This is a genomic window from Nodosilinea sp. E11 (assembly GCF_032813545.1).
Classification (GTDB): Bacteria; Cyanobacteriota; Cyanobacteriia; order Phormidesmidales; family Phormidesmidaceae; genus Nodosilinea.
Genome location: NZ_CP136520.1, coordinates 1,954,622 through 1,968,603, shown reverse-complemented (window position 1 = coordinate 1,968,603; position 13,982 = coordinate 1,954,622). Strand labels below are relative to the sequence as shown.

12 protein-coding genes are annotated in these 13,982 nt (G+C 58.5%); 7 read left to right on the top strand and 5 right to left on the bottom strand.

What is annotated here, in order from left to right:
* Complete coding sequence (locus tag RRF56_RS10995) at positions 1–591, top strand: hypothetical protein (RefSeq protein ID WP_317037687.1); 591 nt, start codon at positions 1–3, stop codon at positions 589–591.
* A 145-nt stretch (positions 592–736) separates the two neighbouring features.
* Here the strand turns inward: RRF56_RS10995 and RRF56_RS10990 are convergent, their stop codons facing one another.
* Positions 737–2,839 (bottom strand): diguanylate cyclase domain-containing protein, encoded by a 2,103-nt coding sequence (locus RRF56_RS10990; RefSeq protein WP_317037686.1) that lies wholly within the window; start codon positions 2,837–2,839, stop codon positions 737–739.
* A 224-nt stretch (positions 2,840–3,063) separates the two neighbouring features.
* On the opposite strand from RRF56_RS10990, the gene RRF56_RS10985 reads away from it, so the two are divergent.
* The gene (locus RRF56_RS10985; protein WP_317037685.1) at positions 3,064–4,503 is read left to right on the top strand and encodes a Rieske 2Fe-2S domain-containing protein; all 1,440 of its coding nucleotides are present in this window, start codon (positions 3,064–3,066) and stop codon (positions 4,501–4,503) included.
* A 48-nt stretch (positions 4,504–4,551) separates the two neighbouring features.
* On the opposite strand, the gene RRF56_RS10980 is transcribed toward RRF56_RS10985, so the two are convergent.
* On the bottom strand, positions 4,552–5,346 hold the full coding sequence (locus tag RRF56_RS10980; protein WP_317037684.1) for a DUF2993 domain-containing protein: 795 nt from the start codon (positions 5,344–5,346) through the stop codon (positions 4,552–4,554).
* A gap of 637 nt (positions 5,347–5,983) precedes the next feature.
* Between RRF56_RS10980 and RRF56_RS10975 the strand changes: the two genes are divergently transcribed.
* The 4 genes from RRF56_RS10975 to RRF56_RS10960 all read left to right on the top strand — a co-directional run bounded on the left by RRF56_RS10975 (position 5,984) and on the right by RRF56_RS10960 (position 9,894).
* Positions 5,984–7,339 (top strand): DUF4912 domain-containing protein, encoded by a 1,356-nt coding sequence (locus tag RRF56_RS10975; protein WP_317037683.1) that lies wholly within the window; start codon positions 5,984–5,986, stop codon positions 7,337–7,339.
* A 160-nt stretch (positions 7,340–7,499) separates the two neighbouring features.
* The gene (locus tag RRF56_RS10970; RefSeq protein WP_317037682.1) at positions 7,500–8,255 is read left to right on the top strand and encodes a 2-phosphosulfolactate phosphatase family protein; all 756 of its coding nucleotides are present in this window, start codon (positions 7,500–7,502) and stop codon (positions 8,253–8,255) included.
* A gap of 339 nt (positions 8,256–8,594) precedes the next feature.
* Complete coding sequence (locus tag RRF56_RS10965) at positions 8,595–9,314, top strand: 16S rRNA (uracil(1498)-N(3))-methyltransferase (RefSeq protein WP_317037681.1); 720 nt, start codon at positions 8,595–8,597, stop codon at positions 9,312–9,314.
* Positions 9,315–9,438: 124 nt separating this feature from the next.
* Positions 9,439–9,894: a Fur family transcriptional regulator gene (locus RRF56_RS10960; RefSeq protein WP_035985320.1), complete on the top strand. Its 456-nt coding sequence runs from the start codon at positions 9,439–9,441 to the stop codon at positions 9,892–9,894.
* A 152-nt stretch (positions 9,895–10,046) separates the two neighbouring features.
* Here RRF56_RS10960 and RRF56_RS10955 read toward each other — a convergent pair whose 3' ends face one another.
* Positions 10,047–10,502 (bottom strand): hypothetical protein, encoded by a 456-nt coding sequence (locus RRF56_RS10955; RefSeq protein ID WP_317037680.1) that lies wholly within the window; start codon positions 10,500–10,502, stop codon positions 10,047–10,049.
* Positions 10,503–10,973: 471 nt separating this feature from the next.
* Between RRF56_RS10955 and RRF56_RS10950 the strand changes: the two genes are divergently transcribed.
* The gene (locus tag RRF56_RS10950; protein WP_317033747.1) at positions 10,974–11,948 is read left to right on the top strand and encodes an IS110 family transposase; all 975 of its coding nucleotides are present in this window, start codon (positions 10,974–10,976) and stop codon (positions 11,946–11,948) included.
* A 161-nt stretch (positions 11,949–12,109) separates the two neighbouring features.
* On the opposite strand, the gene RRF56_RS10945 is transcribed toward RRF56_RS10950, so the two are convergent.
* A complete protein-coding gene (locus tag RRF56_RS10945) occupies positions 12,110–13,609 on the bottom strand; it encodes a cryptochrome/photolyase family protein (RefSeq protein WP_317037679.1) in 1,500 nt (499 codons plus the stop codon).
* 45 nt (positions 13,610–13,654) lie between these two features.
* A complete protein-coding gene (locus tag RRF56_RS10940) occupies positions 13,655–13,981 on the bottom strand; it encodes a DUF3082 domain-containing protein (protein WP_317037678.1) in 327 nt (108 codons plus the stop codon).
* Between the last annotated feature and the right edge of the window lies 1 nt (position 13,982).

Here is a 13,982-nt window from a genome sequence, read left to right as displayed (position 1 = left end):
ATGAATACTCCCAGTCACCTGATTCTCAACCTAGCTCTGCTGCGCCGCCCGCTGGCCCCAACTATGACCTGGCCAATCTTAATCGGTGCGCTGATTCCCGATGCCGCTCTATTTGTATTCTACGGCTGGGCTAGGTGGCAGCAGTTACCCGAGCACATCATTTGGAGTGAGGTTTACTATAGTCAGCCTTGGCAAGCCATTTTTGCCGTGGGTAACTCCATCCCCCTGGGGCTATTAGTGGTAGCCCTGGGCTATTATCTCACTCCCCTTTGGCTTGGCTCTGGTCTCGGCTGTCTGGGGGCCAGTATGGTGCTGCACCACCTAGCCGATTTGCCCCTGCACCACGACGATGCCCACCAGCATTTTTGGCCCCTCAGTGCGGTGCGGGTGATTAGCCCGGTGTCGTACTACGATGCCGATCATTTTGGCCTGCTGGGGGCCACAGTAGAGCTAGGGCTAGTGCTGATCGCCACAGCTTACCTGTGGCCTCGGCTGCACTTCATCGCCAGCAAAGGCCTATTAGCTGCAACGGTCTGCCTCACCATAGGGGGCTATCTGGCCCTGCAAATTCGCCCTCTCATTGCCCCCTAGCACCCTGCGGCACAAGTCAGCCAACCGTTCTTGATACCTGAAACCCAGTACCTCAAACCCGCTCTAGGGTTTCCCTATGTCTGCTCACTAGCATAAGTCACCCCCTTGGGGCTGACCTCAAATTCTGGATTTCTAAGCCTTTTTTCTAAGCGTTGCGCCGAAACACCTGATATTGATTGCGACCGGCAGCTTTGGCAGCGTAGAGGGCCTGGTCAGCGGCTTTGAGCATGCTTTCGGCGGAGTGGTTAGGGGAAGGCACCCCCGTGACAATGCCGAAGCTGAGGGTAATGGTGTTGCCGCTGGGGCTGGCTCCATGGGGCAGCCCCAGGCTTTGCAGATGGTGGCGCACCATCTGCACCACGCGAATGGCTCCAGCCCTATCGGTATCGGGCAGCACGAGAGCAAATTCTTCGCCCCCGTAGCGGGCGGCCAAGTCGGCGGGGCGACGCACCCCGTGGCGAATGGCGTCAGCAATGGCTACCAGACAACGATCGCCAGCGGCATGGCCATAGGTGTCGTTGTAGGGTTTGAAAAAATCGACATCGGCAAGAATGACGCTGAGGGGCTTACGCTCCCGCGCTAATCGCTGCCACTCTTGGTTTAGATAGTCGTCGAGCCAGCGGCGATTGGCGAGCTGGGTGAGGCTGTCTACCTTGGCCATGCGATCGAGGGCTTGATTGGCGGCCTGGAGCTGGCGGTATAGCTCAGCCTGGTGCAGGGCGGTGGTGAGCTGATCGCCAAAATGTTGCAGCATATTGGCTTCAAAGGGCTGCCACTGTCGGGCTTGGCCGCAGGCATGCACGGTCAGAAAGCCCCACACCAACTGGCGATTTTGGTACGGATCGCTGCGCGAATCGCCCCCTGGGGGATGGGCAATGGGGGCAACCATCGCCGACTTGACCTCGACACTTTCCAAAAAGGCCACGATTCCCGGTGTCCAGGGTGCCGTCGCCATATCGTTATAAATCTGAGGATGACCTGAACAGAGTTTTCGCAGGTAATCGAGGGGCAGCGGCCCCTTGGGTATCATGGCATCGGTAATCGTGACATAGTTGGGGTGGGTTGCCTGCTGAACAATGCGTCGGTCGCCATTGGCTACAATTTCAAAAATGACTGCCCGATCGGCATTAAAAACGGTTTTAATGCCCGCTACCGCAGCGCTCAAAATTTTGTCAAAATCGAGACTTTCGCGCATGCGGGCCGTCAGCATCCGCAGCAGCTGCTCTTGGCCGACGCGGCGGCTGAGAATGGCTTCAGTGGCCCTCAGGTGGGCTTGCAACTGTTTGCGATCGGTGCAGTCTTCGGCCCAGCCCACCAGATGGCGGGGCCGGTTTTGGTCGTCTTCGACCACCCGCACATGGGCTTGAATCCAGCGGACCTCGCCACTGGGGCGGAGAATACGGTATTCTCGCCGCACCGATTGGCCCTCAAACTGGCGAGTGACTGAAGCTTGTACTTGGGGTAAATCGTCAGGGTGCACCTGACGCAGCCATAGGTCGGGATCGCGGTAGAGCGCAGCTCGGGGCTGTGCCCAAATGCGCTCGAAGGCATGGTTAACGTAGAGAAACTGCCCCGATACCGCATCGCGAATGAACAATAGCTGCTCAACATGATCGGTAAACAGTTGAAACAATTGCTCAGTTTCGCTAGACAGCCGCCGATTTTGCGGCTGTTGCTGGGCCAACTGTTGCTGGGCCAGTTGCAACTGCTGCTCTAGGTCATTTTGATAGATTCCCTGGCCTAGCTGATGTGCCACATGCTGCATTAAGTCTCGCCCCGACTGGCTCCACTGACGAGGGCTGCGGCAGTGGTGGGCGATCAGCAGAGCCCAGAGATGGGAGCCAGCCAGGATGGGTACAGTCAGATTGGCCTGTACTTGCAGGCGGGTCAACAGCTCAGCGTGGCAGGGTTCGAGGCTGCTGCGTTGGACATCCTCTACCATGCCTACATGCCCCTGGCGGTAGCGATCGCCCCAGCCATTCCCAAAGCAGGGGTCATAAATCAGCTGGCCTTGCAGGGGTAGCCAGTCTAAGCCCACCGATTCGGCGGCAATGACCCCGTCCTCGTCGGGCAAAAACCGATAGATCACCACGCGGTCGGTATCGAGCAGAGGGCGCAGCAGATCGACCCCTTGCTGTAGCACCTCATCGAGATCGCAGCCTAGGGCGATCGCGTCGCCGATGGTCGCTACTGCACCTAAAATTTGGCTTTGACTAATAGCAGGCTGGGGCGGCACATTGCGCGTCATGCTAAGACACAGTAGAGGGGAAGCAATCAATACCCAAACGGGCTTCCATACTCAAATTAAACGGAAATTAAAGCTGAGATAACTCCGTCCAATGTCGGCTTAAGTCCAGCGATCTTAGCCGATACCCTAGCCAGCGTCACTGCCGCTAGCCTGGCACAGCCAGCCCCATAGCTAAAGAAATGTTGCAGAATGTAAAGAGGTTGGTTTGTACCCCGGATATAGCTATGACTTCCCTTGCGATCGCCCCCCAGTCTACGGGGTCTATCTCCCCTCTGGCCGCTGGCGGCCCCGACCCCAATCGCTTTGACTGGGCCGAAGCCTGGTATCCGATCGCCTACATCGAAGATCTAGATCCCGCCACCCCCACCCGCTTCACCCTGCTCGAACGGGACATCGTCATTTGGTGGGACCCCCAAGGTGAAGCCTGGCGAGTGTTTGAAGACAAATGCCCCCACCGCCTTGCTCCCCTCTCCGAAGGACGGGTCAACCCCGCTGGCGAGCTAGAGTGCCCCTACCACGGCTGGACCTTCTCCGGCGACGGAGCCTGCACCCACATTCCTCAGCAGCCGCTCGATGGCGACGCCCATCGGTCGGGTCGCGCTTGCGCCAAAGCCATACCCACCGCCATTCACCAGGGACTGCTCTTTGCCTACCCCGGCCAGGCCCAAAATGCTCCCAACGTTGAGGTGCCAATCATTGGCCCCCTGGCCGCAGAGCCCGACGGCTGGGTGGTGCTCAATACCTTTCGAGACTTGCCCTACGATGCGCTCACCCTGCTCGAAAACGTGCTGGATGCCAGCCACATTCCCTACACCCACCACCAGACCGTAGGCAAGCGTGAAAACGCTGCCCCTATGGAAATGGAGGTGCTGGAGGCGGGTAAGCAGGGCTTTCGGGGGCTGTGGCCCGAAGGCCCTCGCAAGGGCAAGCTGGGCACTCAGCACACCACCTTCATCGCCCCGGCGCTGATGTATCACGACCTCACCTCGAAGCAGTTTGGCCGCACCATGACCGTGGTTTACGCGACCCCAATGCGCAAGGGTGAGTGCCGGTTGTTTGCCCGTTTTCCGTTCAAATTTTCGTCGAAGCTGCCTGCGACCATCATTGGCCTCACGCCCCGCTGGTTTAGCCACATCGGCAACAATGCCGTGCTCGAAGACGATCAAATTTTTCTACATCTGCAAGAGCGCATCCTAGAGAAAGCACTGCACCCAGCCTCGTTCGACGAAAACCGGAACTACGCCCAGGCCTGCTACCTGCCTACCCAGGCCGATCGCTACGTGCTGGCCTTTCGCAACTGGGTCAACGACTTTAACGCCGACCCCTTCCCCGGTCGCGCCCTGGGGCCGGCGTTGCCCAAAGCCGCCCTGCTCGATCGCTACCACTCTCACACCCAGCACTGTCACAGCTGTCGCACCGCGCTGAAGCGCCTACAAACAATCCGCTGGGGGCTGCTGGGGGTGAGCGCAGTGGGGTGGTCAGTGCTGCCATTGGCGATCGCCACCGGGGCAATAACTGGGCCAGCGGCCACGGTGCTTTCCACCTTGCCCCTGGGCACTGCCGCTGCTTGGGCGGGGCTTGGCCAGCTACAACAACGCTTTTACCAAGGCCGAGCTGTACCGCCCCGCAACCGACCCGAGAAAAAAGCTCAGGCCAAGGCCTAGCTTGGATTATTCATGCTCGAGGCAGGTGATTCCAACTATCCAAGCCCCTTAATCGGCTGGAATCACCCGCACCAAACCCACCAGGTCAATGCCTTCAGGGCCAACGGAGAGGTCTCGAATATTGACCTCTGGCCCTAGGTCAAAGGCAGTGTCAGCCAGGGCTACCGGCGGTGACGGCGCTCCGGTCGCGGGCAGTCGCCGCATCACGGGCTGACGCAGGCACAGCCACCGCCCATCCTGCATGATCAGGCCTGTGGTTAGCTCTAGGGCCTCGGCCAAGGGCGATCGCCCCGGCCAGCGCAGCGTCAGGCGATCGGTCTCTAGCGCGATGTCTACGGCGGCGTGGGCCTGCTCGTCGCCTAGCCACGGATCGAGAGAAACGGCGGGATCAGTCCCCGCCAGCAGTTGGGTCAACACATCTCGCAGGCCCTGGCCCAGCAGAGAGGATTGCAGCGATGCCCGCAGATCGGCAGTCAGCATGGTCACTTGCCCCTCTACCGGAAAAGGCTGTAACAGCCGCAGCGGTTTACCTCGAAGTACCTGGGGCAGGTTGACGCGAATATCGGCTGCACTCACCTGGGCCTGACTCAAATGCAGCCCCCGGTATACCGCCTGGCGAGCAACCAGCGTGACCCCCGGCAGGTAGCCCCCCAAAATTTGTCGATCTTTGCCGTCGATCGCAAACTCTAGCCCTTCAATATGGTCGAGCTGGGTGTGCAGCCACAGGCGAATGGCCGGCGGCAGCAGCCGACTAATCAGGCGACTGCCCCTGGCTCCAGAAGGATCACCAGAAGCATTCACTGAAGCCCCAGAGTCGGGAGCATGAGCAGGATCAGAGGACATAGGCGACTGAAATAACGAAAATAACGAACGGCAGCGGGGTCAGACATGCGCGGTCATCCTGGCCCTGGCCTACACCGGCTAGGGCCGGTGCCCCACGAGAGGCCCCCGTCAACGATGTGTTACCTACCCATGACCAACGCATCCCCAAACTCTAGCAGGGATGTTGTCCCGATGAGGCTAGCTAATCACCCCATCTACTGAAGGGCAGAGCCATCCTGCGGAAACTTCCCATTGCTGTGGTCTAACCCGCCTGCTTTTAGTAAACAGGGGTACCAGTGCGATCGCTAATGTCAAAAATCCCTGACGCAATAATACGCAGAGGGATCAATTTGTCAGGAAAGCATGACAAATTGATCCCCAAACCCCTGCAACCTCGCAGAGAAGTCGAGAAAAGCCTTGTCAGGGGCTTGATCCCAGGCGTGGTTTTTGTCATATTACAGACCAACGGTTGATCCCCAACCGGTGCCTCAGTCAAGAAATTCTGGCTCTGGCAACCCACCGGGATCGTAAAGCCCACCTGGGGATCGCCCATGGGGATCGCTGGGCACTTGTCGCCGAGCATCTGGCTGCGCTCGATGGGTTGAGATTGCCGTGATCAGTCTTTTCAGTCGTCTTGGTCTTTAGAGGAGAGTGCCTTATGCCATCGCCCCGCCTGCCCTTAGAAGAAATGACCCTGCGGCAGCTCCGCAAGGTGGCCAGCGAATACGAAGTGTCTCGCTACAGCCGGATGCGCAAAACTGAGCTGATTGCAGCAATTCAGGCCATCGATGCCAAGCGCAGTCTAGGGACAGCAACAACCGCCACCCCCTCGGTGCCAGCCGCAGTGCCGACGACAGTATCGACAGCTGTGCCCGCCATGGCCAGTGCTACCGTCGCCCCTACCCCAGTCTACACAGCCCCCACACCACCCTCGGTCGAAGTTTTGGCTACCGTCGATGAAGGGCTGGCTGACCTGCCCAGTGGCTACGGCGAAAGCCGCATTGTGCTTATGCCCCGCGACCCCCAATGGGCCTACGCCTATTGGGATATTCCCCACACTCACAAAGATGAGCTGCGACGTCAGGGCGGATCGCGCTTGGCACTGCGGTTCTACGACGTCACCGACATGGATCTTCTGCGTCAGACCCCTCACAGTCTGCAACAGTACGAATGCGATGAAATGGCACGGGAGTGGTATCTGCCCATTCCGGTGAGCGATCGCGACTATGTGGCCGAGATCGGCTACCTCTGCAACGATGGCCGCTGGCTGGTGCTGGCCCGGTCGCTGCCGGTTCACATTCCCCCTGTCTACCCCTCCGACTGGGTCGAAGATCACTTTCTGACCGTCGACTGGCAGGCTGACCTGCGCGGCCAGACCCTGATCACCCTGAAGCATCCCAGCCAGCGCGCTGCCGAGAGCGCCAACGCCATCTACGACGAAGTTTATGCCATGACCCAATCGACCGAGGCCCAGCGGGTCGCCGGTTCTTTGTTTGGCTCCATGCAGCATGTGCCGGGTTCCCACGTGCCCGGTTCGATGGCTCCCGAAAAAGCGGTCAGCTCCTACGTGTTCCCGTCTGGAGCTGGGCTCTGGGCTGTTCCTGGGGCTGCGCCAGGGGCCATGGCTGGAGTGCCCACCATGTCGGGCATCGGTGCCTTTAGCGGACTGACCATGTCGGGGGCTGGGCTGACCATGTCGGGGGCTGGGTTCTCGGCGTCGGCTCCCCCCATTCGCCCCCGCAAGTTTTGGCTGGTGGCCGATGCTGAGCTAATCGTCTACGGCGCTACCGAGCCCGATGCCACCGTTACCATTGGGGGGCAGCCGATTAAGCTCAACTCCGATGGCACCTTCCGGTTCCAAATGTCCTTCCAAGATGGCAACATTGACTATCCGATTATGGCGGTAGCAGCGGATGGCGAACAGACCCGCGCTGTTCACATGACCTTCGATCGCGCTACCCCCTCGCGCCACACCAACACCAAAGACGAAGCGGTATTGGAGTGGCTGCCCTAGGCTGCCAACTTGCTTAACGGCAGAATCACAAGCTAAGGGGCACTCCTAGGAGCGCTCCTTTTTTTGCGAAATCGGGCAACTCCCCGCATAGAATGAAGTGTTGCCACCCCGGTTAGTCATGCCAGGTTTGGTTATTACGTCCTAAAGAAACTCCTAAGCCGTGAAGTTATTTCTATTCCACACTCCCGAAGAAGTACCTGAGCAGGATGCACCGGACGCTGGGCCGGATTCTGCCCCGGACTGTGCGATCGCCATTGATGTGCTACGGGCCACCACCACCATGGCCGCTGCCCTCGCAGCGGGGGCAGAAGCCATTCAGGTGTTTAGCGACATCGATAGTTTGTTAAGCGTGAGCGCCGCCTGGCCCACCGACCAACGCCTGCGGGCGGGCGAACGGGGCGGCGGCAAAGTCGAAGGCTGCGACCTAGGCAACTCACCCCTCGACCATTCCCCTGAGCGCACCGGGGGCAAGCGGTTGTTTATGAGCACCACCAACGGCACCCGCTGTCTCAAGCGCATCGAGCACGCCCCGACGGTCATTACCGCCGCCCTAACCACCCGCCAGGCTGTGGTCAATTTCTTGCTCAGCCAAAACCCTGAAACCGTATGGTTGGTGGGCTCTGGTTGGGAGGGCACCTATTCCTTAGAAGACACGGTCTGTGCTGGGGCCATCGTTCACGGGATCATTGCGGCGACCGGGCAAACGTTTAAAGATTTGGCGGGAAATGACGCGGCGATCGCCGCTGTCAGCCTCTACCTCCAGTGGCAAGATCAGCTGCTAGATCTCATGCACTACGCCAGCCACGGCCAGCGCCTGCTGCGCCTCAATAACGAAGCTGACCTCAAATATTGTGCGCAGCTCGATGTGCTCGACATCGTACCCCGTCAGCACGAGGTAGGGGTGCTTGGGCTATGAGCAGGGTCCCCTTAGCAAGGGGGCTTTCAAGCCCCTGGAACAGACGAACACGAGATGTTCCAACGGCTTGACTTGACAGTGCCCTAGGCGAATACACGGAAAACTTATAAGGAAGCTTCATGGGGCACTTATCTTTTCTTTACGTAGATTCGCTTACATTAGTCATGAGCCGCAAGGTTCTTATATGGGACGTACTATACTGAAACCTCTAAAAAACCAAGGCCTCCAGCTTTCGAGCTGGGGGCCTTAGTTATGGGGGCAGGTTCAGGAGCGGTTCGGGGTGCAAGGGGTAAGGTTTAAGGCGCTAGCTGAGGGGCAGGAGGGATTGTGCAGCGGTTAATGGTTGAACCTGGCCAGGTGGTGGCTGATCAGCTGCGCCTGAGCAGCAGCCAGCAGCACTACCTATACCGGGTGCTGCGCCTGGGGGCAGGGCAGCAGTTTGTTGCCCTCGACGGGCAGGGGCAGCAGTGGATTGCGACGTTGACGACGGAGTCTGACCTGGCAACCCTCGTGGCGACTCCACCCTTACCAGAGAGCAGGCAGGCTCCGATCGCCCTGGCAATCGCATTGCCTAAGGGCAGCGGCTTTGACGACGTGGTGCGCCAAACTACCGAACTGGGGGTAAGTACCCTACAGCCGGTGATTAGCGATCGCACCCTGCACCAGCCCAACCCCAAAAAGCTAGAGCGCTGGCAGCGCATTGCCGCCGAAGCCACTGAACAATCTGAACGGCTGCTGCTGCCCCAACTTTTGCCCCCCTTGCCCTGGCGGGACTACCTCAAGCAGCCCACGACAGGATATCGGTGGATCTGTGTAGCTCGGGGCGATGCACCTCACCTGTTGGCGGTGGCTCAGGCTAGCGATCCTGCCCTGCCCGTCGTGGTTGCCATTGGGCCAGAGGGGGGGTGGACTGGGGCAGAGGTGGAGGGTGCGATCGCGGCAGGCTTTCAGCCCGTTTCCCTTGGGCCGCACATTCTGCGGGCTGTCACCGCTCCCCTGGCAGCGCTCACTCTAGTTGCCGCTGCTCGCCGCCAGGGCCAATTTTCATCAGAAATCTAAAGACAGTTAACGCAGTCTTCGGAGTCATTCTCAATAGCAAGAAATTATTGCAAATACGCCAGGGAATTCGTTACTATTCTCATTAAGAGCCAGTTATTGAAATTTAGCGGAGAGGAACCACGCTGTGGCGGCTTACACTCCATCAGCCCTAAAAGCCGAGCTCAATGAGCGCGGCTGGCGCATGACTCCCCAGCGAGAGACCATGCTCAAAACCTTCCAGAATTTGCCTGAGAGCACTCACCTGAGCGCTGAAGATCTCTGCGAACTATTGGAAAAAGAGGGCGAACCGATTAGCCTCTCTACTATCTACCGCAACCTGAAGCTGATGGCCCGCATGGGCATCTTGCGCGAGCTAGAGCTAGCCGAGGGCCAAAAGCGCTACGAAATCAACCAGCCCGCACCCCACCACCACCACCACTTGATCTGCGTGCGGTGCAACAAAACCATCGAGTTTAAAAACGACTCGGTGCTCAAGGTAGGGGCTAAAACCGCCGATCGCTCCGGCTACCACATTCTCGACTGCCAGCTGCTGATCCACGGCATTTGCCCGACCTGCCAGCGATCGATCGTGCCAATTTAATGCGGATTGCCGCAGAAAAACGTTGGGAGAACTGACTGAATATCCCCGCTTGGGAGGGGTAGGGGTGGGTTTGACTTCTGCCACAACCCACCCCACCCCGCCTTCCGGGCACCCCTCCGAGGAGGGGACGGTACTTAGCTTCAGTTAAGTCTCTACAGCACTTCGTGGGTGTATTTGTGCTGCTTAACGTTGTCGTTTTTAGAGATTTTGCGCTGGCTGTTGAGCACCCGTTTGCGCTCAGTGGAATAGTTAAGGTCGCGCTTGAGGGTACCCACAGGTACCAGATTGATTGATTCAGGCCGAGCCTGGTAGGTGCGAGCAGCGGCCTGGAGACGCTCTTCAAAATCAGCGCAGGGCTGGGCCGGGGCCGCCGCGATTTCAGGCAGATCGAGAGCCTGGGCTTGGGCCAAAGTGGCCCCGCAGATGACGCTGTAGGAGGTGGGAATGCCTTGAAGCACCGACTGGAGGTAGGCCGAGGGAACTGGCTCTAGCACCTGAATTTCGACAGTTTCGCCCTCGTGGCGCAGGTAGCAGGTGGCCAGACCCACCACCACGTAGCTGTCGGCGGGCAGGGTGTTGGCTGGGGTCTGAGGTGCAGATTGAACCATAGTATTTATCAAGATTACGTCGTTGCCCGTTGCGATAAGACGGGCTTTGGTTGGCATCGCTCCCCCAGATCTTTGCTGTAGGAGTCGCATCCGTTACCTCCTTCACAAGGGGGCAGGGGGGATCTTCAAGGAATTCGCCTTTGAATTCTAACTTTCTGGATTGGGAGGACTGCGATCGCACTCCCAATCCGTCACAAAACACAACTTGTTGGGATATTCGGGATGGGGGGACGGTGGGTTGCGTCAGGCAGGGAGAAGGGGACAGTCGCAAGGTTGAGGTGCTGCCTAACCCACCCTTGTATCTTTAGAGGTGTGTGGCAGACCGTCCCACCCTAGGTTGTCCAAAACCGAACGTAGCATGGGTCGCTGCACACCTCTGAAGTTAACTCGCAAAATCGCCAGGAGCTTAGACTCCGTATCGAGCAAGGACGAGTGATGTCAGATTAACCTCCTACACGGGTGGATACAACCATGACTGAACTATCACAAGCGCATCAATGGGTTGGCATTGACGTATCCAAGCGCACCTTAGATGTGTACGTCCGTCCACTTGGATTAAGCGTTCAGGTGGCCAACAGTGACTCTGGTTTAAGAGAGTTGCTACAGGCGTTAACGGCGTTTCGTCGCGAGACGAGTCTGATTGTGCTGGAAGCGACCGGGGGCTATCAAGCCCTGGCGGCGCGAACGTTGATGGCGGAGGGCTGGCCCGCCGTTGTGGTGAATCCACGTCAAGTGCGTGATTTTGCCCGGGCCACGGGGCGCATGGCTAAAACAGACAAAATTGATGCCGAGGTGTTGGCTCACTTTGCCGATGCCATCCGTCCAGAGGTACGGGCGATGGCGAGTGAGGCCAGTCAACACCTTCAAGACCTCGTCACGCGACGGCAGCAACTCGTCGAGATGATGAGTGCCGAAAAAGCCCGGCAACGCTCAGCACGAGCCAGGACGGGTCAGAGCATTGAGCAGCATATTGACTGGCTCAAGCAACAGATCCAAGACCTCGATACCCAGATTGAGCAGCTCATCGCCCAGAGCGATCAGTGGCAGCGCACCCGCGAGATCCTCACCAGTGTGCCGGGTATTGGGGCTGTGACGACGGGGCTCCTCTTGGCCTCACTCCCCGAGTTAGGACAGATCTCAGCGAAGCGCCTAGCCAGCTTGTGTGGCCTCGCCCCGTTCAACCGCGATAGCGGCCAGATGCGGGGTAAGCGGATGATTAGCGGCGGTCGAGCCACCGTGCGCACAGGCCTCTACATGGCCGCGTTAGTCGCCACTCGCCATAATCCGGTCATTCGCGATTACTACCAGCGCCTGCTGCAGCGGGGAAAACTCAAAAAGGTTGCCCTGGTGGCCTGCATGCACAAACTGGTGATTATTCTCAATGCCATGGTAGAACATGACACCCTCTGGCAGGCTCCGGCTTGCTCCCTGCCCGCCGCCACATAAGGAACAGCAAGACTCTGTCTGATGCAGGCAGGGCTCCTGGCTTGATTTCCGCTGCCATCCCGCCGAGGCTAATCGCATAGCAGGATGAGCTTGACAAAGAAGATAATCGCTACGAGTCATTGAGACACCGGATTGATCTGTATGGAGCTGTTTAATCGAAATCAAGGGTGAGCTTCGTACCAGTCTTGCGCCTGCTGCTGAAGGGCATCTAGTTCTTCTGGCTGTATCCGGTCCAGGTTCTTGAGCATAAAGCTCATGCGGCCCTGGGTCTGCAACTTATCGCGGTGGCGATGCAGAAAATCCCAGTAAAAGAAATTAAATGGGCAGGCGTCTTCTCCGGTGCGCGTTTTGGGGTTGTAGCGACAGCCTTTGCAGTAGTCGCTCATTTTGTTCACATAGTTGGCCGACGAGGCGTAGGGCTTAGAGGCCAGCAGCCCGCCATCGGCAAACTGGCCCATGCCAATCACGTTGGTCTGCATTACCCAGTCGTAGGCATCGATAAACACCGCATGAAACCAGTTTTCGACCTCTTGAGGAATAAACCCAGCAATCAGCGAAAAGTTGCTGAGAATCATCAGCCGCTGGATGTGGTGGGCGTAGCCGGTGCGGTGGATCTGACTAATTGCCTGGTGCAGACAGTTCATTTCCACCTCCCCCGTCCAGAAGAACTCCGGCAGGGGCTGGCGGTGGTCAAACCAGTTGCGCTGAGCATAGTCGGCGTCGAAGTGACGGTACAGCCCCCGCATATATTCTCGCCAGCCCATCACCTGACGAATGAAACCCTCCACGCTGTTGAGCGGCAGGTCGCGTTCTATAAAAGCTTCCTCCGCTCGCTCCACCACCTCTAAGGGATGCAGTAAACCCAGGTTCAAGTAAGGCGACAGCAGGGCGTGCCACATCGTGTCTTCCCCCGTCACCATGGCGTCTTGGTAGGGGCCAAAGGTTTCTAGCCGCTCGGCGATAAACACCTCCAGCACCTCTAGGGCCTGATCGCGGGTAACGGCCCACTTAAAGGGTATTGCGTTGCCAAAGGTCGGTATTTCCAACGCCTCTACTTTGTCGATCACGGCTTGGGTTGTCGCGTCGGGCTCAAACCAGCGGGGGACAGGGGTATTGAGCTTGCCCTTGGGCGGTTTGCGGTTGTCTTTGTCGAAGTTCCACTGGCCGCCGATGGGCTGGTCGCCCTCCATCAGCACGTCGAAGCGCTGGCGGCCTTCGCGGTAAAAGCTCTCCATCAGCAGGCCCTGGCGCTGGTCGGCCCAGTTGTTGAAGTCGGCAGTGCTCCAGAGAAACAGGTTGTTGTCGAGAATCGTGAGTTTGCAGGGTAGGTCTATCCCTTGCAGCCAGACCGTGAAGGGATGATCTACCGAATCCATAATCCGCAACTCGGTGATGTCTCGATCGTTAATCCACTCGCGCAGGGCGGCTTCGGTGTCGTCGGCAATGCTGTAGGTAACCGACCACCCGGCATTCTTCAATTCGTCGGCGAAGTGGCGCATGGCCGACCATACCAGCACTAGCTTTTGCTTGTGGTAGGAGCGTTCTTTGGCAAACTGGGTAGATTCTATTAAGAGAACTGAGGCAGCTTGACCCTCACAACTGGCCAAAGCCGCCTGCTCTTGCCAGAGCTGATTGCCCAAGACCCAAACCCCGATCGCCATAGCACTGCATCCTTAAAGCGGCCTGCTTCATTGTTACGCAGGTTGCTAATCTGGCAGGGTGGAGGGTCGCCCGGTGAGGCGCTGAAACAAAAGCTGCACTCCTAGCAAAAAGATCCCCAGAGCGGCGAGGCCAAAGATGCCAGCCCCTAGAGCGGCCATGCCAACCACCAGGGTGCGCACGGCTGAGGAAATATTTACCACTGCCGGGTTGTCTGATAAGACAGGGCGAGCCGCAAAGTTGGCGGCGATCGCCAGCATCATGCGGTAGGCCAAGATGGCAATGGTGCCCGCCACAAAGGAACCGCTAAAGCACTGGAGAATTTTGGCGGTGGGGGGCGGGGCGAGGGTGCTGGGGGTGGGGTCGTCAGCCATA

Coding starts and splice junctions, on each gene's coding strand:
- RRF56_RS10995 (WP_317037687.1), top strand. CDS start 1: ATGAATACTCCCAGTCACCTGATTCTCAACCTAGCTCTGCTGCGCCGC.
- RRF56_RS10990 (WP_317037686.1), bottom strand. CDS start 2,839: ATGACGCGCAATGTGCCGCCCCAGCCTGCTATTAGTCAAAGCCAAATT.
- RRF56_RS10985 (WP_317037685.1), top strand. CDS start 3,064: ATGACTTCCCTTGCGATCGCCCCCCAGTCTACGGGGTCTATCTCCCCT.
- RRF56_RS10980 (WP_317037684.1), bottom strand. CDS start 5,346: ATGTCCTCTGATCCTGCTCATGCTCCCGACTCTGGGGCTTCAGTGAAT.
- RRF56_RS10975 (WP_317037683.1), top strand. CDS start 5,984: ATGCCATCGCCCCGCCTGCCCTTAGAAGAAATGACCCTGCGGCAGCTC.
- RRF56_RS10965 (WP_317037681.1), top strand. CDS start 8,595: ATGGTTGAACCTGGCCAGGTGGTGGCTGATCAGCTGCGCCTGAGCAGC.
- RRF56_RS10955 (WP_317037680.1), bottom strand. CDS start 10,502: ATGGTTCAATCTGCACCTCAGACCCCAGCCAACACCCTGCCCGCCGAC.
- RRF56_RS10950 (WP_317033747.1), top strand. CDS start 10,974: ATGACTGAACTATCACAAGCGCATCAATGGGTTGGCATTGACGTATCC.
- RRF56_RS10945 (WP_317037679.1), bottom strand. CDS start 13,609: ATGGCGATCGGGGTTTGGGTCTTGGGCAATCAGCTCTGGCAAGAGCAG.
- RRF56_RS10940 (WP_317037678.1), bottom strand. CDS start 13,981: ATGGCTGACGACCCCACCCCCAGCACCCTCGCCCCGCCCCCCACCGCC.